This window comes from Siminovitchia thermophila, from assembly GCF_016909185.1.
In the GTDB taxonomy this organism is placed as follows: Bacteria; Bacillota; Bacilli; order Bacillales; family Bacillaceae_C; genus Siminovitchia; species Siminovitchia thermophila.
The window spans coordinates 13,969-34,430 of record NZ_JAFBFH010000019.1 but is presented as its reverse complement, the minus strand read 5'-3'; the positions used below and the strand labels follow the sequence as shown (position 1 = coordinate 34,430).

The 20,462-nt window shown below is 42.9% G+C and carries 14 protein-coding genes, 1 pseudogene, 1 riboswitch and 1 other annotated feature; of the genes and pseudogenes, 11 read left to right on the top strand and 4 right to left on the bottom strand.

Annotated elements, in window-relative coordinates; all coding sequences use genetic code 11:
* On the top strand, nt 1–306 hold the full coding sequence (locus JOC94_RS13495; protein ID WP_077110897.1) for an iron-sulfur cluster biosynthesis family protein: 306 nt from the start codon (nt 1–3) through the stop codon (nt 304–306).
* A 266-nt stretch (nt 307–572) separates the two neighbouring features.
* On the opposite strand, the gene pckA is transcribed toward JOC94_RS13495, so the two are convergent.
* Nucleotides 573–2,162, bottom strand: coding sequence for a phosphoenolpyruvate carboxykinase (ATP) (pckA, locus tag JOC94_RS13490; protein ID WP_077110895.1), 1,590 nt, complete (start codon nt 2,160–2,162; stop codon nt 573–575).
* A 264-nt stretch (nt 2,163–2,426) separates the two neighbouring features.
* Nucleotides 2,427–2,555, top strand: a riboswitch (SAM riboswitch).
* 153 nt (nt 2,556–2,708) lie between these two features.
* On the opposite strand from pckA, the gene metK reads away from it, so the two are divergent.
* The 3 genes from metK (at nt 2,709) to asnB (ending at nt 7,143) form a co-directional block, all read left to right on the top strand.
* The gene (metK, locus tag JOC94_RS13485; protein ID WP_077110893.1) at nt 2,709–3,908 is read left to right on the top strand and encodes a methionine adenosyltransferase; all 1,200 of its coding nucleotides are present in this window, start codon (nt 2,709–2,711) and stop codon (nt 3,906–3,908) included.
* A gap of 257 nt (nt 3,909–4,165) precedes the next feature.
* Entirely contained in the window at nt 4,166–5,086 is a 921-nt protein-coding gene (locus JOC94_RS13480; RefSeq protein WP_077110891.1) for an NAD(P)H-dependent flavin oxidoreductase, read from the top strand.
* Nucleotides 5,087–5,247: 161 nt separating this feature from the next.
* On the top strand, nt 5,248–7,143 hold the full coding sequence (asnB, locus tag JOC94_RS13475; protein ID WP_077110890.1) for an asparagine synthase (glutamine-hydrolyzing): 1,896 nt from the start codon (nt 5,248–5,250) through the stop codon (nt 7,141–7,143).
* Here the strand turns inward: asnB and JOC94_RS13470 are convergent.
* Both JOC94_RS13470 and JOC94_RS13465 read right to left on the bottom strand, forming a co-directional pair.
* Nucleotides 7,140–7,967 (bottom strand): C39 family peptidase, encoded by an 828-nt coding sequence (locus JOC94_RS13470; protein WP_077110888.1) that lies wholly within the window; start codon nt 7,965–7,967, stop codon nt 7,140–7,142. The two genes, asnB and JOC94_RS13470, sit on opposite strands and share 4 nt — an antisense overlap.
* A 103-nt stretch (nt 7,968–8,070) precedes the next feature.
* On the bottom strand, nt 8,071–8,589 hold the full coding sequence (locus JOC94_RS13465; protein ID WP_077110886.1) for a gamma carbonic anhydrase: 519 nt from the start codon (nt 8,587–8,589) through the stop codon (nt 8,071–8,073).
* 366 nt (nt 8,590–8,955) lie between these two features.
* Here JOC94_RS13465 and JOC94_RS13460 point away from each other — a divergent pair, with 366 nt between their 5' ends.
* Both JOC94_RS13460 and JOC94_RS13455 read left to right on the top strand, forming a co-directional pair.
* Entirely contained in the window at nt 8,956–9,765 is an 810-nt protein-coding gene (locus tag JOC94_RS13460) for an alpha/beta fold hydrolase (RefSeq protein WP_077110884.1), read from the top strand.
* 14 nt (nt 9,766–9,779) lie between these two features.
* Complete coding sequence (locus JOC94_RS13455; protein ID WP_077110882.1) at nt 9,780–10,877, top strand: tetraprenyl-beta-curcumene synthase family protein; 1,098 nt, start codon at nt 9,780–9,782, stop codon at nt 10,875–10,877.
* 688 nt (nt 10,878–11,565) lie between these two features.
* Here JOC94_RS13455 and JOC94_RS13450 read toward each other — a convergent pair.
* Nucleotides 11,566–12,138, bottom strand: a complete 573-nt coding sequence (locus tag JOC94_RS13450; RefSeq protein WP_077110880.1) for a tRNA (mnm(5)s(2)U34)-methyltransferase — start codon at nt 12,136–12,138, stop codon at nt 11,566–11,568.
* A 114-nt stretch (nt 12,139–12,252) separates the two neighbouring features.
* Here JOC94_RS13450 and JOC94_RS13445 point away from each other — a divergent pair, with 114 nt between their 5' ends.
* The 5 genes and pseudogenes from JOC94_RS13445 to ggt form a co-directional block, all read left to right on the top strand.
* On the top strand, nt 12,253–12,543 hold the full coding sequence (locus tag JOC94_RS13445; protein WP_077110878.1) for a YtzC family protein: 291 nt from the start codon (nt 12,253–12,255) through the stop codon (nt 12,541–12,543).
* Nucleotides 12,544–12,758: 215 nt separating this feature from the next.
* Nucleotides 12,759–13,001 (top strand) — a binding site (T-box leader).
* 53 nt (nt 13,002–13,054) lie between these two features.
* Nucleotides 13,055–15,469: a leucine--tRNA ligase gene (gene leuS, locus JOC94_RS13440; protein WP_077110876.1), complete on the top strand. Its 2,415-nt coding sequence runs from the start codon at nt 13,055–13,057 to the stop codon at nt 15,467–15,469.
* Nucleotides 15,470–15,548: 79 nt separating this feature from the next.
* Nucleotides 15,549–15,863 (top strand): rhodanese-like domain-containing protein, encoded by a 315-nt coding sequence (locus tag JOC94_RS13435; protein ID WP_077110874.1) that lies wholly within the window; start codon nt 15,549–15,551, stop codon nt 15,861–15,863.
* Nucleotides 15,864–15,935: 72 nt separating this feature from the next.
* The gene (locus JOC94_RS13430) at nt 15,936–16,118 is read left to right on the top strand and encodes a sporulation protein Cse60 (RefSeq protein ID WP_077110872.1); all 183 of its coding nucleotides are present in this window, start codon (nt 15,936–15,938) and stop codon (nt 16,116–16,118) included.
* A 1,260-nt stretch (nt 16,119–17,378) separates the two neighbouring features.
* Nucleotides 17,379–19,969: pseudogene (gene ggt, locus JOC94_RS13425) on the top strand (gamma-glutamyltransferase); the annotation flags it as partial.
* Nucleotides 19,970–20,462: the final 493 nt, after the last annotated feature.

Genomic DNA, 20,462 nt, shown 5'->3' with positions numbered 1-20,462 from the left:
ATGGTAATCAACATAACGGATACAGCTTTAAAGGAGTTAAGGGAACTTGTGTTGGAGGAAGGAATTTATCCCCGGATAGACGCTGATATTTCGGGGGGCTGCGGTATGGCTGTCAAATGTAGTGTTGTTTTTGATGAACCGCGCCGAAATGATTCAATTGTAGAGTATGAACACATTCAGATTCGGCTGGACCGGTTTACAAAACGGATTTTACAGGAAGAAACAAATATTGATTTCACTGAAGAACTTGGGTTTTTTATCAACGAGAGCTTTGTTGCCAGTGATTGTATGATCGAAATCGTATAGGTTCAAAAATGAGAGAAGGGAACAGTATCCAGCTCCTTTCTCTCTTTTTTATGGCCATTGAGGCGTTTTTTCAAATCCGGATGCAATGAAAGGATGGGCTGGTTTCCACATTATGCATCATTGGGCCCTGACGGAGCTCCCCAAAACAGCTTTATTCACATAAACTACTTCTGCGAGTTAACGTCAACTGTGAGACAACGGGAAGCGCCATTTTAAAAGCAAAAAAGTTTGCAGAGGCATATTTTCCTCCGCAAACTTTTCAATCATTATTTAGCTATTGGTCCACCCAGTTGTTTGATGAGTTTATCAACATGTGAAAACTTGGAGAAGTTTTGATCGAACTTGCCAGCCAATTCTTTGGCTTTCGCATAGTAGGCTTTTTCATCAGACCAGGTTTTGTTTGGTTGAAGTACTTCATCAGGCACTCCAGGAACGTGGAGTGGAATAGAGAGACCAAATACTTTATCTTGAACGGTTTCAACGTTTTCTAATTCTCCATTTAGCGCTGCTTGAACCATGGCGCGTGTGTAGCTTAAATTCATTCTGCTGCCGACTCCATATTCTCCGCCGGTCCAGCCTGTATTAACGAGGAAAACCTGGACTCCGTGCTCATCAATTTTCTTTCCGAGCATTTCAGCATATCGTGCAGCCGGGAGCGGTAGGAATGGCGCTCCGAAGCATGTCGAGAATGTCGCTTCAGGTGATGTAACGCCTCTTTCTGTTCCAGCGAGCTTGGACGTGTACCCGCTCAAGAAATGGTACATGGCCTGCTCCTTTGTTAACTTGCTGATTGGAGGCAGTACGCCAAAAGCATCGGCAGTTAAAAATACGATAACAGAAGGATGGCCGGCGATGCTTGGTTCAACGATGTTGTCGATTGCCTGGATTGGATAGGCCGCTCTTGTGTTTTCCGTCAGCGTTGTGTCATCATACAGCGGTTCGCGTGAATCCGGATCAACAATGACATTCTCTAAAACAGAACCAAATGTAATGGCATTATAAATTTGCGGCTCTTTTTCTACTGATAAGCCTGCCGTTTTTGCATAACAGCCGCCTTCAACGTTAAAGACTCCGTTTGGAGACCAGCCGTGCTCGTCATCACCGATTAACCGGCGGTTTGGATCGGCAGACAATGTCGTTTTGCCTGTTCCGGACAATCCGAAGAACAATGCTACATCGCCCTCAATTCCAACGTTGGCCGAGCAATGCATCGATAAGATGTCCGCTTCCGGGAGAACATAGTTCATGACAGAGAAGATGGATTTCTTCATCTCTCCCGCATACTCTGTTCCACCGATTAAAACAATTTTTCGTTCGAATGACACGATAATAAACGTTTCTGATTTTGTGCCGTCAACTTCAGGGTTCGCTTTGAAGCCTGGAGCTGAAACAACAGTAAATTCAGTTTGATGTTTTGCAAGTTCTTCCGCGGAAGGGCGTATAAACAGCTGATGGGCAAAAAGATTATGCCAGGCATATTCATTCACGACTTGGATCGGTAAACGGTACTTTTCATCAGCTCCGGCAAATCCTTTAAAAACAAAAATTTCATCTCTTGATTGTAAATATTTGATCACCTTCGTGTAGAGCTTTTCAAATACATCTGAAGAAATGGGCTGGTTAACGGAACCCCATTCAATTTTGTCTTTTACAGATGGTTCCTCTACAATAAACTTATCCTTAGGGGAACGGCCTGTATATTTTCCTGTTTCGGCGCGCACAGCACCTGATGCAGTAAGAATTCCTTCATTGCGGTTTAATACTTTTTCGACCAGCCGAGGAACTGATAATTGTAAATGAACGTTTTGCCCATTTATTAATTGAGTTAATTCGCTTTTGATGCCTATTGAACTCATTCCTTACCCTTCCTTTGTTTTGATTTTTAAGTTTTAGGTACTTGAGAATTAGTATAACACATTTAAATGAATAGTCTATACTATTTTTGAAGATTTCATGAACATGGGCTGGCATTTCATTATATACCCTATTTCTTTAAAAAAAGCCAGAAAAGACTCTTTTTCATGAAAATATCGCCCGATTTTCCAAGATCTTTATATAATTAAGGGTTCCCTGTTGACATCGTTTTATCATTTAGGTTATGATTTTATAATGAATGGATACTCTTATCCTGAGATGGTGGAGGAAACAGGTCCTTTGAAGCCCGGCAACCTGCTATGAGCAAGCGAGTATGCTTGACGAATAGAAAGGTGCTTACCTGTAGCAAGGTCGAAAGCCTTGGACGATAAGAGTGAAAGGCTCGAACACGATGATAAAACCTTTCCTCAATGATTTACTGTGGGGAAAGGTTTTTTTGCTTTATTTGGCAAGTTCGCATGAAAATGCTTCATATGAAGCATTTTCTATTGGATCCATTATTTTTATTGTTAAAAGGAGGAGCTTTGATGTCCAAAAATCGGCGGTTATTTACATCTGAGTCCGTTACTGAGGGACATCCGGATAAAATTTGTGATCAAATATCTGATGCCATATTGGATGCCATCCTTGCCGAGGATGCAAATGCCCGTGTGGCTTGTGAAACATCCGTTACGACCGGGCTTGTTTTAGTTGCCGGGGAAATTACAACATCTACTTATGTTGATATTCCAAAGATCGTTCGCGACACTTTGAAAGGCATTGGGTATACACGCGCAAAATACGGCTTTGATGCCGAGACATGTGCGGTCATTACTTCGATTGATGAGCAATCGCCTGATATTGCTGCGGGGGTAGATGTCGCCCTTGAAGCAAGAGAAGGAGAAATGAGCGATGAAGAAATCGAAGCGATCGGAGCAGGAGACCAAGGGCTTATGTTCGGCTATGCATGCAATGAGACGAAAGAGCTGATGCCGCTTCCCATATCGCTGGCTCACAAACTTTCAAGGCGGCTGGCTGAAATCCGCAAGAACGAAGTGGTTCCGTACTTGCGCCCCGACGGAAAAACGCAAGTAACGATTGAGTATAACGAAGACGGAAAGCCTGTTCGTGTGGACACGATTGTCATTTCGGCCCAGCACCATCCAGAAATTACCTTGGAACAAATTCAACAGGATATAATAGAACATGTCATTAAGCCAGTCGTGCCTCCCGAATTAATGGATGATAAAACCAAATATTTTATCAATCCCACGGGACGCTTTGTTATTGGGGGACCTCAGGGAGATGCGGGGTTAACAGGAAGAAAGATCATCGTCGATACGTATGGAGGCTATGCCCGCCATGGAGGCGGCGCCTTTTCCGGAAAGGATCCTACGAAGGTAGACCGCTCTGCGGCCTATGCCGCAAGATATGTGGCGAAAAATATCGTGGCAGCGGGTGTTGCGGATAAATGTGAAGTGCAGCTCGCGTATGCGATTGGTGTCGCCCAGCCTGTTTCCATTTCAGTAGACACGTTTGGCACCGGAAAAGTGGATGAAGAAACACTTGTAAAAGCGATTCGGAAAACCTTTGACCTTCGCCCGGCAGGGATTATTAAGATGCTCGACTTGCGACGTCCTATTTACAAGCAAACGGCTGCTTACGGCCATTTTGGCCGGGCGGATATCGACTTGCCTTGGGAGAGGACCGATAAGGCTGATGCCCTTGTCAGCTTAACTTCTGTGTAATTTGATGCAGCGGAGCCGCATAAGTGCGGCTTCGCATTTTTTTACCTGAAAGAGCCAAAAAATTGTGTCATTGACATCAGTTATTGATGTGGGAGAATAGTTAATTAAGTAAGAAATATTTGGCATTGGGGGAATGATGATGAAAAAAAGACATACCTTTGTTGAATTGAGGGAATTTTTCGCCGATGGAACATGTGCTTGTGAGTATCCGAATTTGGGAACGAAAGAGCGAAAAAGAAGTAAGAAGGTGATAAAAAATGCTTAAACTTCCTGTCATCGTAGCGCCGATGTTTTTAGTATCAACGCCCAAAATGGTTATTGAAGCGGGGAAGTCGGGCGTCATCGGTTCCTTCCCGCTTTTAAATGCTCGTCCTGCTGAAGTATGCGCGCAGTGGCTTGAAGAAGTGAATAAAGGCTTGGCGGGAAAGGCTTGGGCTGTAAATTTGATTTGTCACAGAAAAGCAAATAAACGATATGATGAAGATATTGAGTTAATCCGGACATATCAACCGCCGATTGTGATTACATCTCTGGGAAATCCCGGTGAAGTGCTGGACATTGTACATGGATATGGCGGACTTGTTTATTCGGATGTTGCTCATATCAGCCATGCGAAAAAAGCGGCACATATAGGAGTAGATGGATTGATTTTAGTATGTGCTGGCGCCGGAGGGCACGGTGGTACGCTGAATCCGTTTGCTTTTATCGCGGCGGTAAAAGAATTTTATGATGGAACAATTATTTTGTCGGGGGCGATTTCTACGGGGAAGGATGTTTTGGCCGCGCGAGTAATGGGAGCTGATTTTGCCTATATGGGCACTCGTTTTTTGGCTGCGCATGAAAGCAATGCGGATGATGAATATAAAAACATGGTGCTTCAGTCCACCATTGAAGACATTCTTTATACAGATGCTTTGAGCGGAGTCCACGCGAATATTCTGATTCCCAGCCTGATCAAGGAAGGGATTGATCCAGAGACATTAAAGCCGAACGAAAAGGTGGATTTATCGCATTTGGTTAACGTGAAAGCATGGCGCGATATTTGGTCTGCGGGCCAGGGAATCACCACTGTCAAGAAAAAGGAAACAACGAGGGAAATTGTGGAAATACTGTTAAAAGAATATGAGGAAGGAAAAGCGGACTTATTACAAAACGAATTTAGAGTAAAAATAGACTAATTGCTGAAACAACGGATCATACGAGAGGGCCGTTCACATATTGTCTCTCTCTTTTTTGCCAGGCAATATCATTTTGATTCGTTTATATCTGCAAATGAGGAGGAAATAATGTTAATATAAGTAAGGTATTGCTTGAATTTAATTAGAGTAGGTGACACACAATGTGCGGTTTTATCGGTTGCATCCATGAACAAGCAACAGAACAAAATGATTCAGAGAAGAAATTGTTGAAGCAAATGAACGATTTAATCGTCCACCGCGGTCCGGATGATGAAGGCTTTTTTTCTGATGAACATATCCGTTTCGGATTTAGGCGGTTGAGCATTATCGATATAGAAAGTGGAAGCCAGCCCTTATCATATGAGAATGACCGTTACTGGATTATCTTTAATGGAGAAATATACAATTTTGTCGAATTGCGTGAGGAACTCGTAAAGAAAGGATTTTCCTTTGAAACGGAATCGGATACGGAAGTCATCCTTGCCCTGTTCAGCGAGTTAAGGGAAAAAGCGGTTGAGCGTTTGCGCGGCATGTTTGCTTTTGTCATTTGGGACAAAGAAAAGCAGGAGCTGTTTGGCGCGCGCGACCCATTTGGAATCAAACCATTTTTTTATTTGGAAAACGATGAGGAGACATTTTTTGCTTCAGAGAAAAAGAGTATTTTGCTTGCGATGGAATCCAGTGAGTTACATTTGGATTCATTACAGCAATACATGACTTACCAGTTTGTGCCTGAACCGGAGACGATGACGAAAAACATTCGAAAACTGGAACCGGGACATTATTTTACAAAAAAGCCTGGAGGGCCCTTGAATATCGCCCGTTATTGGAAAGCAAACTTTTCCCCTGTCGGACACCGTTCGCAGGAAGAGTTTATCAAAGAAATCCGGGATGTGCTGTTCGACTCGGTTAACATTCATATGAGAAGTGATGTTCCTGTCGGATCTTTCCTGTCAGGCGGAATAGATTCATCAATAATTGTATCAATTGCCAAACAATTCCATCCGAATATTAAAACATTCTCCGTCGGTTTTGAAAGGGACGGATTCAGTGAAATTGATGTGGCAAAAGAAACAGCCGATCGTCTAGGAGTGGAAAACATCAACTATGTTATTTCTCCTGAAGAATATATGAACGAGCTTCCCAAAATTATGTGGCATATGGATGATCCGTTAGCGGATCCTGCGTGTGTTCCTTTATATTTTGTCGCGCGTGAAGCGAGAAAGCACGTCACCGTTGTTTTATCCGGAGAAGGAGCCGATGAACTCTTTGGAGGTTACAACATCTACAGGGAGCCACAATCGTTGGAGATGTTCAATAAAATCCCCGATGTCGGAAAAGCTTTGTTAAGGTCTTTGGCCAGCGCTCTTCCTGAAGGTGTAAGGGGAAAAAGTTTCATCGAACGCGGTGTTACTCCAATGGAGGAGAGATATATTGGGAATGCGAAAATGTTCTCTGAGGAAGAAAAGCGGTCTTTACTCGTCAAATACAACGGAGCCGTCGACTTTCGCGATGTAACAAAGCCTTTGTATGCTGAAACGGCCGGGTATGATCCGGTTGACCGGATGCAGTATATTGACATCCATACATGGATGCGCGGGGATATTTTGCTGAAGGCGGATCGGATGACGATGGCGCATTCTCTTGAATTACGGGTGCCTTTTCTTGATAAAGCAGTGTTTGATATCGCTTCGAAGATTCCGACATCGTTAAAAACAGCCGAGGGTACGACAAAGTACATATTGAGAAAAGCGGCGGAAGGAATTGTGCCGGATCATGTACTTAACCGGAAGAAGCTTGGATTTCCAGTTCCGATCCGGCATTGGCTGAAAGCCGAAATGCATGATTGGGCGGTTGATCTCATTAAACAAAGTGAAACCGGCCACTTAATCAACAAACAGTATGTACTGGATTTGCTGGATGAGCATTGCCGCGGCAAGTTGGATCATAGCCGTAAAATTTGGACAGTACTTGTCTTTATGGTATGGCATGGAGTGTTTGTAGAGGAAAAATATGATTTTCAAAAAGAAAAAAAGGCAGCCGTTTCAGGATCTTAGTCTCCTGAATATGTAAGAGCTTGGCTACCCATTTGCACCCATGATTTTTCGAAATCTCTTATGGGTGCTTTTTTATTTTTCTTTCCTGTTAACGGGTCGTTGAAATAGACATACTTTTCATCGTAACCGGTAATCAGGACGGAATGTTCTTTCATGGTGATTTTGACTGGGCCTGATTTTGTTTCCCACGTTTCAAAATAGGAATCATCCAGTTCACGGTATTCGGCATTAATGATGACCCAGACCGGCCGGCCGGTTGAAAGGGGAATCTTTAATTCTTCGAACGATTGCCCAGTCAAGTTGACCATTTTTCCAGGAAGGTATTTTTCTCCGAGTTCCATAATCGGCCCGTGGTAAACGCCAAGGCCCGGCTCGCTGAATGTATACATATTTCCAACAAAGCCTTCGTTCGGATTTCCGAAATACACTTTGCCGTTTTTTACAGTGCGGGGCGTGGGATCTTTCTTTATTTCTTTTGCGAGTTTCATTTTGTCGGTAGAGACTCCCGCACTTTCCAAAAGCATGGAAAGGGCAGTTACTTCACAGCCGCGGGGCAGTTCGGGCATCTGATTCACAACGGGGGCGTCTATTAACACCTGATCTTTAATGGGGATGATTTCCATATTCCCGCTTTTTGTTCCTCCTTGAAAAGCGATCGCCTGATTGCTTTTCGAGGATTGAACCGTGTTAAATAATACAAATATGAAGGTTGCTGCTGAAAGCAACACAGCAATCGTATAGCCCCATGAATCACGTTTAAAATAAAGAAACAGCAACACGAGCAGCAGTGAAGGGATCATAATATACAACACTGATGTATTCATTTTTTTATCACCCGTCTTAAAACAATTCGTTTGAAATGCTTATTGTTTTAATCGGCATAAATCATGAAAGCTTAAGGTGAAGAACCGTCAAATATGTGAACATTTACTTTTTTTGCAATGATTGATAGTAAACCCCTTTTTCCGCATACTCCCTTGAAATTCTTTCCATCTCCGCCCTGTCGGCATCGGTGACCTCGCGGATCACTTTTGCCGGACGGCCAAAGGCGACCGTGTTTGGGGGGATTACTTTTCCTTGGGGAACGAGGCTTCCGGCTCCAATAAAGGCGCCTTCCCCGATTTCCGCCTGATCCAATAGGATGGACCCCATGCCAATAAGGGCTTTTTTTCTTATAATACAACTATGGAGGATCACTTGATGTCCCACTGTCACTTCATCCTCGATAATAAGCGGGTTCCCGGGACTTTGATGCAGTACAGAGTTGTCCTGGATATTTACTTTTTTACCGATGATGGTTGGGGCAACGTCCCCGCGAATGGTACAATTAAACCAAACGCTTGATTCCTCCCCGATGACGACATCTCCAGTGATTGTCGCATAGTCCGCTATAAAGACGGATGGCGCGATTTGCGGTGTTTTTCCATTGTAAGGGTAAATAGCCATAATAAAACATCCTTTCTTGCCATTAATGTATATCGCTTTAACTGGCAGTAAGCCCATATCCAAAATTCGATGTGAAGTAGGGCAACTGGCAGTAAGCCCTATTTCAAGAAAACGAGAATGGAAAGTATGGGATCAACAGCCAGTAAATGCCTGATTGGTTCAGCGAACCATCAGCAGCCGAAAGCCCGCAGTTTGAAGTTTGACTGTACCCCTATCTTAACGAAAATGACGGAAAAAGTGTTAAAGAAGACTCATTAAGTAGAAATACGGGGAGAGTATACGTATGATAGAAGAAGGAACTTTCACATTGGTTTATCAAACAGCCAATTTATTGTTCTTGAAAAATACAGGCAAGGAGTTTACAACATGAGGAAATGGGAAGCTGTAGGGCAAGCCCGTGGCGTTATCGTACTAGTTCATGGCGCTATGGAGCACCATCGGCGGTATGGATGGCTCATAGAAATGTGGCGTGTGAACCATTTTCATATTGTAACGGGGGATCTGCCGGGACAGGGGCTGACGACCCGCTCGCACCGGGGCCATATCGACTCTTTCAATGAATATATTATCGAAGTGGAAAGCTGGATCGAGGAAGCTGAAAAATATGAATTACCCGTATTCCTTCTTGGCCATAGCATGGGTGGTTTGACAGTGATCAGGCTTCTTCAGGAAAGAAATATAAAGCCGGCAGGCGTCATTCTTTCATCTCCTTGTCTCGGTCTTGTGGAATACCCGTCGCTGACGATGAACGCCCTATCTGTCGGGTTGAACTGGATTGCCCCAGAGATCAAGGTAAAGAGCACTTTAAATATTGATATGGCTACTAGAAACGAGGATGTGAAAGACCGGGCTTTAAACGATAGTTTATTTGTTACAAAGGTATCTGTCCGTTGGTATCGTGAACTTTTAAAAGCCATGAAGGCGGCTTTCACACACATTTCAACCTTTCCTGATGTTCCTCTTTTGGTTATGCAGGGCGGGGATGATAAAATTGTAGATAAAGCAGAAGTGGTCGAGTGGTTCAATCAGCTATCGGTTACGGAAAAGATTTATAAAGAATGGCCGAATTGCTTTCACGAAATCTTCAATGAACCTGAAAGAGAGCTTGTATTTGAATATGCAAAGAACTTTATTCACAACGAGCTGCTTCTGATAGAGTATAATGGTAACGAATGAGGTGATGTCAAAACATGTTGCCAACGCATCCAATTACATTAATGAATAAAGTATACCGCCAAATCATGCCGGCTGTTCATGAGGAGCTCGGTTACTGGAAACAACGTGCGGACGAGATACCAAATAGAGAGCTCCGACAGCAGGCTTTGGCAAGCATTGAACATAAAACGTTTCATTGTGAAGGCGGGTCTATCATGGCATTGGCTGCGCTGGAAAAAAAGCGGGATGTAATTAAATTTATCGTCGCCTACCAAACAATCAGCGACTACCTGGATAATCTTTGTGACCGGAGTACTTCTCTTGATCCGAAGGATTTCGCGGCGCTTCATGAAGCAATGGAAGACGCGTTGACGGTTGGTGCAACGGAACGGGATTATTATCGCCATCGGCAGGACCGGGATGATGGCGGTTATCTCGTTGATTTAATGAAGACGTGCCAATCTGTTCTTGAAAGAGTCCCCCATTATAAAACGATCAAACCCCATTTATTTGAACTATGTACGTATTATTGTGATTTGCAAATACATAAACATGTTCGTACGGAAGAACGGGAAGACCGTTTAAAAAATTGGTTTGCTCAATATGAGCACGGATTGCCAAAGATGGGATGGCATGAATTTTCCGCTTGTTCGGGTTCCACTTTGGGGATTTTCTGTCTAGTATCTTACGCCATGCGGCACGATTTTATGGATGAACATGCCCATATGATACGTGATGGGTATTTCCCCTATATTCAGGGTCTCCATATTTTGCTCGATTACTTTATCGACCAGGAGGAAGACCGAAAAGGCGGGGACTTGAATTTTTGTTTTTACTATAAAAACAATGAGGAAATGTTAAACAGATTCATCCACTTTTTGGACGAGGCCGACAAACATACGAATAATCTTCCAGACAGGAAATTCCATCGCTTAATCAATAGGGGCTTGCTCGGTGTCTATTTATCAGACAATAAAGTCCACAAACAGGAAAATGTCAAGTCGATGGCCAGAAAAATGATGAAGCGGGGCGGTTTCATCAGTTACTTTTTTTATTGGAACGGGCGGGCCTACAGGGCTGTCCAAAGAATGCTGATGGGAACATCCAAGCAACTTTCTTCATCCATTAAATAACGGGAAAATGGTCTCCGCAGGCAATAGGAAGGAGATGTCCAATAAGTCGACTTTTCGGCTTCGGACGCTCCTCCTAAAACGTTATGATTTCAATATATAGAGAATATATTCTTTTTGAACAGATTAGGGCTGTTTTAACATTTTTATATAGCGAACTTAACAAAGTTATTGCTAAGCCATTGATCAGGAGACGAGCCCCCACCGAATTTCGTTGAAAGCTCCGAATATGCAGGGATATAGGCTGGGCTTTATGATGAACATTTGGACAGAGGAAAGAGATTGGGACAAAATCGTATAAAAATGAATAACCGCATGAAATCAATTTTAAAACCTTGATTTCACGCGGTTTTATTTTGGCGCTTTGGGCAAAAAATGTCATAACGCTAATAACTGTATGGAATGACCTAAATTTTTTTCGGCAAATAGAAATGAATGAGGATGAAATCAAGACGAAAAAAAGACAGGCAATATGCCTGTGAGATAAGACGACCCACGGAACGGACAAACTTGCTGTGAAATCAGAGGAAACTGGTAGCCATGGGTTGATCCAATAAAATAAAAATGATCAATCACAAAGGATATTGCAATCCCCGCTTCGTAGCAGACTTCCGCTCAAATGACAGTAGTTGCTGTCATCTTCCACCAAAGCCATAAGAAAAAACGGCAAGACTACATCAGACTGTCCCTCTTATCTTTTTTCAAAAGCAAGTACGAAGGGCGCATTGTTTTTTAAGTTGATAAAAGCATATTGCAGGACATGCACCATGTCTTGATCAAGGTTTTGTGAAAATTTTAACAGCTCGTTCCGCTCTTTTTCCCCTTCTTTATGCCCATGGTAAACAACGAGAACAATGATTCCGCCTGGAGCCATCATCTTCAGCAACTGTTTCACAGCCATGATCGTCGTTTCCGCTTTCGTAACGATGGATTTATTCCCGCCAGGCAAATAACCGAGATTGAACATGGCTCCGCTTAGGCTGCCATGGATTTCTTCAGGGATTGTAGCGGAAATGTTTTCGTGGCCTGTCTGAAACAAGGTAACCCGTTCAAGAAGTTCTCGTTCCTGCAACTGCTTTTTCGTATTAGCAATGGCTTCTTCTTGAATATCATAGCCAAATACTCGGCCTGTGTCTCCGATAAGCTGTGCCAAAAAAAGTGTGTCGTGGCCATTTCCAACTGTCGCATCCACTACAAAGCCACCTGGTCGAACAACCCTCTGCATGACGGTTCTTGTAAAAGAAAGTACCCCTTCAAGATTCATGGTTTAGCTCCTCCTAAGGCATTCATACAAAATTGTAACATAACCGTCAAGATTTGAGTATATACTACAGGAAGACGAGCTGATATGCCGTCGAAAAAAGGGGAGGATTGTTAAATGGCTACCAGACAGTCGATTGAACACTTTATCAACCGGTGTGAAACAGCCATTATCAATGCGGAAGAGCAATACGACCTGGGCAGCAGGCAGGAGCACCACTATGATATAGAGTATAGTGATGCCATGCAAGAGCTTGAAGCCATGCTCGTACAGCTCCGAAAAATATCTGACAGCGCCAACCCGGAGCAGCGTGAACGGCTCCACAGAGTGCGCTTGAAGATTCAGCAGTTGCAAAACAAAATGATTCTCCTTAATCATGATCGTCCAGTATACAGCACGTGGCATTAACAGGAAGACAGGCTGAATGTGGCCTGTCTTTTTACATAAAAACCGGAGACAACACCCCCAGATTCGTCAAATAGGAATGAAAGTCGTTTCTGAATAAATAAGGGAGAATCTTTTGTATCTGAAGCCCATCCATCTGAATAGAATACGCAGCCCCAATATAGGCTTGAAAACCTGTCTAAAATTGTCTACAATGGGGAATAAAGATAATAAAATATGTTAAAACGGTAACGAAGGACCAGTATTGATGTCACCCTGTTTTCAGAGAGTTGGCGGCAGGTGGGAGCCAACCAGGATCATCAGGAACTCCCCTTTCGAGTTGCAGGTGTGAAAGAAAACGGTTTATCCCGATTTTTTCCGGTAATGCTTGCCGTTCTCTGCGTTAAGGAACAATCAAGTGAGTGAGCTATACGCTAAAAATGGGTGGTACCGCGGGAGAAATCACACCTCTCGTCCCAGGAATATTACCGGGATGAGGGGTTTTTTTATTTAGTATAAGGTAGGAGGCATCTCGATGAGTTACAATCATAAACAGATTGAACAAAAATGGCAACGTTATTGGGAAGAAAACAAAACGTTTAAAACGACTGAAAATGAAGGAAAAAAGAAATTTTATGCTCTTGATATGTTCCCATATCCGTCGGGAGCAGGGCTTCATGTCGGGCATCCGAAAGGATATACGGCATCGGACATTCTTGCCCGTATGAAGCGAATGCAAGGATACAATGTCCTCCACCCGATGGGGTGGGATGCGTTTGGTCTTCCGGCTGAACAATATGCGATTGATACGGGAAATGATCCAGCCGAGTTTACGGAGCATAATATCGAGACATTCCGGAAACAAATCAAGGCGCTCGGCTTTTCTTATGATTGGGACCGGGAAATTAACACGACCGATCCATCCTATTATAAATGGACGCAATGGATTTTTCTCAAGCTGTTTGAACATGGCCTTGCTTATATTGATGAAGTTCCGGTCAATTGGTGCCCGGCGCTTGGAACCGTCCTGGCCAACGAGGAAGTCATTGATGGAAAAAGTGAGCGCGGCGGGCATCCCGTTGAACGCCGGCCGATGAAGCAGTGGATTTTAAGAATTACGAAATATGCGGACCGCCTGCTTGAAGATTTGGATGAACTCGATTGGCCCGAAAGTATTAAAGATATGCAGCGCAACTGGATTGGCCGTTCCGAAGGGGCGGAAATCACCTTTTCCATTGCCGGTCATGACGAAACGTTTACGGCTTTTACAACTCGCCCCGATACATTGTTTGGTGCGACATATGCGGTGCTGGCTCCAGAACATCATCTTGTTGCCAAAATTACCACTCCTGAACAAAAGTCAGAAGTGGAAGCTTATATAGACAACATTAAAACAAAAAGCGACTTAGAAAGAACAGATCTTTCCAAAGAAAAGACGGGCGTATTTACAGGTGCTTATGCCATTAATCCGGCAAACGGCGAAAAAATGCCCATTTGGATCGCCGATTATGTATTGGCTTCCTATGGAACTGGCGCTATTATGGCCGTGCCTGCACACGATGAGCGGGACTATGAATTTGCCCGGAAATTCGGGTTGGAAATTAAAGAAGTCGTTTCCGGCGGAAACATTGAAAAAGAGGCCTATATTGGCGACGGCCTTCACGTAAACTCCGGATTCTTGGATGGTTTGGGTCTTGATGAAGCCATCGAAAAAATGAATGACTGGCTGGAAAAAGAAGGACATGGCAAAAGAAAAGTCACATATCGCTTGCGTGACTGGTTGTTTAGCCGCCAACGTTACTGGGGAGAACCGATCCCGATTATCCATTGGGAGGACGGGACAATGACGGCTGTTCCCGAAGAACAGTTGCCAGTTTTACTGCCTGAAACAGACGAGATTAAACCATCGGGAACCGGTGAGTCGCCGCTTGCCAATATTACTGACTGGCTTCATGTGGAAGACCCGGAAACCGGGAAGAAGGGCCGCAGGGAAACGAATACGATGCCGCAATGGGCCGGAAGCTGCTGGTATTTCTTGAGATTCATTGATCCTGACAACGACAAGGAGCTTGCCGACAAGGAACTATTAGAAAACTGGCTTCCAGTCGATGTTTATATTGGCGGCGCGGAACATGCCGTACTACACTTGCTATACGCCCGTTTTTGGCATAAATTCTTATATGATATCGGAGTTGTTCCGACAAAAGAACCGTTCCAAAAACTGTTTAACCAAGGGATGATTCTTGGAGAAAACAATGAGAAAATGAGTAAATCCAAAGGGAATGTCGTCAATCCGGATGATATTATTGAAAGCCATGGAGCAGATACACTCCGGCTCTATGAAATGTTCATGGGCCCTCCTGAAGCATCCGCTGCATGGTCAACGACCGGACTTGACGGTGCCCGTCGTTTCCTTGACCGTATTTGGCGCCTTCTCGTTGCCGAAAATGGTCATATTACGGATAAAATCAGTGATCAAACAGGCGGACAGCTTGAGATAGTGTATCATCAAACGGTCAAAAAAGTAACGGAAGACTTTGAAGCAATGCATTTTAACACTGCAATTTCCCAATTGATGGTGTTCATCAATGAATCATATAAAGCAGAAGTACTTCCAAAAAAATATATTGAAGGCTTCCTGAAACTGTTATCCCCGATCGCTCCGCATATGGCGGAAGAGTTGTGGCAAAAGCTTGGTCATAAAGAGACGATTTCCTATGAACCGTGGCCTCAGTACGACGAAGCAAAACTCATTTCTGATGAAGTGGAAGTCGTTGTCCAAATCAATGGAAAAGTAAGGTCCAAATTGATTGTTTCTCGTGAAGCAAGCAAGGAAGAGCTAGAAAAAGCCGCTAAAAACGATGAGAAAATCAAAGCACTCATAGAAGGTAAGACTATTAGAAAAGTGATTGCAGTACCAGGAAAATTAGTCAATATCGTTGCGAACTGATGATGAAAAGTCTCCACTTCCGGAGGCTTTTCTTTATTGTTATAATGTTAAAAGATTTCTTGATGGGAAGGTGTCAAACATGAACATAAAAACGATTACGCCTGATGAGGTAAAAGAACGGCTTCAAAAAGGAGAAACGTTACATTTAATTGACGTAAGGGAAGATGAGGAAGTGGCTGAAGGAATGATTCCGGAAGCAGTTCATATCCGCATGGCGGATATTCCGGATCATCTTGACAAACTGGAATCGAAAAATGAATACATTTTTATTTGCAGATCCGGGGGCCGAAGCGGAAAAGTTTGTGAATATCTGCAGCTACAAGGATATGAGCATGTGGTCAACATGGTTGGCGGCATGCTCAAATGGACCGGAGAGCTGAAGCAGAAGCGCTAAACATTTCCTAAGACAGGCATAAAGTCTGACTATTATGGAAACAATGGTTGAAAAAACAAAGAGGTGGAGACAGTGCTTCAGGTGAAGCTGTTCGATTGCGAGCACGAACAGGATCTCGAAGAGGAGATGAATAACTTTCTAAGCGGTCTGGACAGAAAACACATTGTTGACATCAAATACAACATTGCGATGCTTGGGGAAGCAGGAGATGAACAAGTATATTGCTTTAGCGCCATGGTCATGTATGTTCGCTGACAGCGGATTAGGAAGATAAACCTTATTGTAAGTCGGCAAAATAAAACGGTGAGTCTGGGACATAAGCAAATATGAAATAGCAAAAACCCGAACAATTCATTTATAAATTGTTCGGGTTATTTTTGTAAAAAATCCCTATTATCGCTACGTCAACATATTTCGCTTTCCGCAGGTCTCTTCAGCTTCCTCGGAAAGCAAAGGTCGCTTTCCTGCGGATCTTCAGCTCGAGCTATTCCCGCAGGAGTCTACCTATGTTGACACGCTAAAAGCTTGCGTATGATACACTGGGACAATTTATCCGGCATGTAAGGTGCCGTAAGCCTCCCACTACAAAATCTTGAGTGAATACAAAAGGTCTAAGTGGGAGAAAACGGCACCTAAATGCCCGATTGGTTCAACTAACATTCAGTAGGAGATGGAAGAAAACTCCTACTGAATGAAGTTTCACTTTATCCGGCATGTAAGGTGCCGTAAAACTCCCACTTCAAAATCTTGAGTGAATACAAAAGGTCTAAGTGGGAGAAAACGGCACCTAAATGCCCGATTGGTTCAACTAACATCCAGTAGGAGATGGAAGAAAACGCCTACTGAATGAAGTTTCACTCTATTGTTCGTTTTTTTATCAGTTGATTTAGTTGGGTCCCAGGCTCCTTTCCTTTTTTCGATAAAGGACATCGTGCTCGACTGAACCTTTCTTGCGCAAATCTGGTAATGATGATAACGAGGAATCTTGCCCATAAGACCGTTCCTTCCACAAGTTCGATAACGATAAAGGAAAAATCCATACCTGAATGATGTTATTTTCGTCATTCGATAACGATAAAGAAAGAATTGTTCCTGAGTCAAAAGTCCATAATGAATTGTTATTTATCACCATTCAAAAGCAATGTTATATCCAAATGTAAGCGAATACATATAATACCACATTGCACGGATAATTCGGAATATAATGAAAATAAACGCGGAAAAATTTCTACATGATCGCTATGTAATCTTTCTTCATTGTATTTGTTCTTTTTTTCCCAGTTCGATCAAATTGCTTTGTATGAAGTGACAACAGTATTTCACTTTTACCGGGAGGGGGTGCAAATGGGCATGTTGATCAATGGGAAACGTTCGTTTCACTATTTTATGTTTTTTGAACATGGACTTGTCTAGAGAAAAAATGTTTTTGTATTTCATTCATGAGACACAATAGAAATGGAAGCGGGTGTTTGAATGAGTAAAAACAAATACAGCTGGTTATCAACGTTATTTTCAATGGTCCTTATCGTTACTTTTAGCTTTTCGGCTCCGCCCCAACCTATTTTAGCCAGTACGGATGATAATACCGGGTATGAACCAGAAAATCCCGGTGTACAGCCTGAGCAAACTGCCGAAGGAGACTACGGCATGGTGGTTACGGCCCATCCACTTGCGTCAAAGATTGGGGCAGAGGTTTTAAAAAAGGGCGGTAATGCAGTAGACGCAGCTGTCGCCATCCAATTTGCTTTAAATGTTGTGGAACCAATGATGTCCGGAATTGGTGGCGGCGGCTTTTTCATGTACTACGATGCTAATAAAAAGATGTGTCCATTATCAATAGCCGAGAACGAGCCCCAAGTAGGGCAACACCAGATATGTTTATGGATAAGAGTCAAGTTGTAGAAGGTAAAGGGAAATTCCTGATAGGAGCAAATGAGTTAAATAATAACGGCGGAGAACAATTCCATATTGGAGAAGTCCATGTCAATGATTTGAGTTCAAATCAAAATATTTTCACATACCATTTTGAAGGAGATGAAGGGGAGTGGAATCCTGAAAAATTTCAAGTCTTTGAAAGAGGAACAACGTTAACATTAGATCAAGATGGAGGAAGCATTCATTTTGGTTCTGAGAAAGCAGATGGTGAAAAAAAACCTTTTGCACAAGCCGTCTCTGTAATGGATGAGATTGCGGAAGGCGAGTTACTGATTCGATTTAGGACAGATGATCCTGGGGATGACAGAAGAATTCGATTATGGTTACGTGCTGATGAGTTTCAATCTGCCAACACTACATTTGTCAAAAATGGCTATGGAATTGAAATTGACACGAAAGCAAATGAAGTGAAATTGATTCAGTCTAAAGGATCAAACAATACCACATTACAAAAATACAAAGTTGAGCAATCAACAGATTGGCAGTGGTTAAGATTTCAAGTTGCCAATAACAAATTGAAAGTTCGGACATGGAATCATCATTTGGGAGAACCGGAAAAATGGAATATAGACACAATGATGGGAACCGTCATTCCTTTTTCTGAAAGAGTACAAAGCGGGCTTTCAGTTGGAGTTCCCGGAACATTAAAAGGGTTGGAAGCGGCTTTAAATCAATGGGGAACAATGTCTGTAGCTGAACTTATTTCACCTGCAATCAAATTAGCTAAAGATGGGGTGAAAGTAAACTGGGCAGTAGCTGCGGCGATAAGCAGTAACCAGGACAAACTATCACAAGGAGCGGCAAAGGATGTATTTTTGCCTGGTGGCCAACCTTTAAAAGAAGGCGATTTACTCATCCAAAAGGATTTGGCTCGCACTTTTACATTAATCAAAGAACATGGTACAGATGTGTTTTATAAAGGAGAAATCGCGGATGCCATAGCTAAAATTGTACAAAAAAATGGGGGCTCAATGGCTCCTGGTGATGTTCACAAATATGCTGTGTCGTACCATAAACCGGTGTGGGGAGATTATCTAGGCTATGATATCGCATCCATGCCCCCGCCGAGTTCCGGCGGATTGACAGCATTACAAATATTAAAAATGTATGAAAAAATGGATATGACTAAATATGGGGTAAGGTCCCCCGAAAAATACCATTATATGGCGGAGATTACACGATTAGCTTATGCAGACAGAGCGGCCTACATGGGAGACCCGGAATATGTCGATGTACCTGAAAAAGGATTACTAAATGAAAACTATATTGATAAAAGAATCAAAACAATTCAGTCTGATAACGCAAATTCGGAAATTCAGCAAGGTGATCCTTGGGAGTATCAGGATAAAGGAACGGCAATGACCATTGATCAATCAAATGAACAACAGGATGATAAGGTTGACGGTGAAACAACTCATTTCACGGTAGCAGATCGGTGGGGGAATTTCGTTTCTTTTACAACAACCATTGAGCAACTATTTGGATCAGGAATCATGGTGCCTGATTACGGAATAGTTTTGAACAATGAGTTAACTGATTTTGACGCAACACCGGGAGGCGCGAATGAAGTTCAAGCGAATAAGCGACCATTAAGCAGCATGACACCTACGATCGTTTTAAAAGATGGAAAACCCTTTATGACAGTCGGTTCGCCTGGAGGAACGACTATTATTACTTCAGTGGCACAAACGATATTAAATGTCATTGGTTATAAGATGGACCTGAAAGACGCCATTGAAGAGCCGCGTATTTTTACAAATTCTTTTCCGACCATTCGTTGGGAATATGGTATTCCAAGTAATGCCCGAGAAAAACTGCAACGAAGGGGACATAAATGGGAGCCTGCTCCTAAAGAAATTGGAAACGTAAATAGCATTATCGTTGATGAAAAGAGAAATCTTTTTATTGGGGCCGCCGATTCTACAAGAGAAGGTTCAGCAATTGGCCTTTCAGCGCAAGACTTCATTGATAAGTCGGGATTACAGAAAGCGATTGATAAAGTCAAAGCGGAAAAACGAGACGCATCCGCCTATACGAAAGCAAGCTGGAAAGCGTTGCGGGATGCACTGCGACATGCCGAATCTATATTACATGACGAACAGGCGACCCAGGACGATATAAACAAAGCATTACAAGTGTTAAATAGCGCCAGAGAAGGATTGGAATTGTTAGGCGAGGAGAAAGAAGAATTAAAACCTGGTAAAAAGGACACGACGGATGCAGGTGAAAGCAAGTTGCCAAACACCGCAACAAATATATTCAACTGGTTCATTGTCGGGCTAGTACTGTTCTTAGTTGGCGGCCTTCTAATATACAGACATAGAAAGTAAAAAATGACTAAAAGAATGGAAGACGGACAGGTGTAACGATTTGGCAACGAGAACTATCTTTACGGTTGCTGATGGATTTGCCATTTACCGATGATCCAATGTTACAGGGATTGTTAAGTAAGTCGACGGTGTTACTTCCTTCCGCAAATCCTGATGGGAGAGCAGCAAACACACGGAGAACTGCAGGTGGAGTAACTTGAATAGCGATCATATGACACCTGAGATTCATGTCGCTTGCCATCGGCTTTATGAGTGGTAACAGTGATTTTTTGTAATGGAAGCTGTCGTTGGTAAAATGCAATGCGATGTGAATAAGAGATCAGCCGACCAATGA